The organism is Micromonospora sp. DT227 (assembly GCF_049841835.1).
Taxonomy (GTDB): Bacteria; Actinomycetota; Actinomycetes; order Mycobacteriales; family Micromonosporaceae; genus Micromonospora.
Window position 1 is genome coordinate 1 of record NZ_JBNCLA010000053.1, and the last position, 584, is coordinate 584.

A 584-nucleotide genomic window follows, 5' to 3' on the forward strand; every position below is an offset into this window, starting at 1 on the left:
GCGGTGTTGGACGCGGCGTTGCACCCGATCGGGTTGACCGGGCTGCTCGGCGACAACGAGGCGGCGGTGTTGCCGTTCGCGTGGAGCGGGGTCCGGCTGCACGCCACCGGGGCGACGACGCTGCGGGTCCGGCTGACACCCGCCGACGACAGCGGTGTCGCGGTGGCGGTGTTCGACACCGCCGGCCAGCCGGTCCTGACCGCGGACTCGCTGGTGCTGCGACCAGTGACCGCCGAGCAGTTGGGTGCCGGGGTGCCGGACGAGGCCCGGTCACTGTTCACGGTGCAGTGGCTGCCGCTACCGGATACGAAGCCCGACACCACGCCGGCGGTTACCGAAACGGTCTGGGGATGGCATGGGCAGGTTGAGGGTGAGCTGCCCCCCGTCGTGGTCGCCGAGCTACCAGCTGCGGGCGATCTACCGGCTGCGGGCGATGCTGTGGGTGTTGTCGAGGCTACGCACGTGGCGAGCGCGTTGGTGTTGGGGTGGGTTCAGGATTGGCTGGCTGATCCGGGCACGGAGGGTTCCCGGTTGGTGGTGCTCACCCACGGTGCTACCGATGGCAGTGACCTGGCCGCGGCCGC

General features: G+C 70.9%; 1 pseudogene. It reads left to right on the forward strand.

The features are described from left to right. Positions 1-33: 33 nt before the first annotated feature. A pseudogene (locus tag ACLQ2W_RS33850) lies at positions 34-584 on the forward strand (hypothetical protein); the annotation flags it as partial.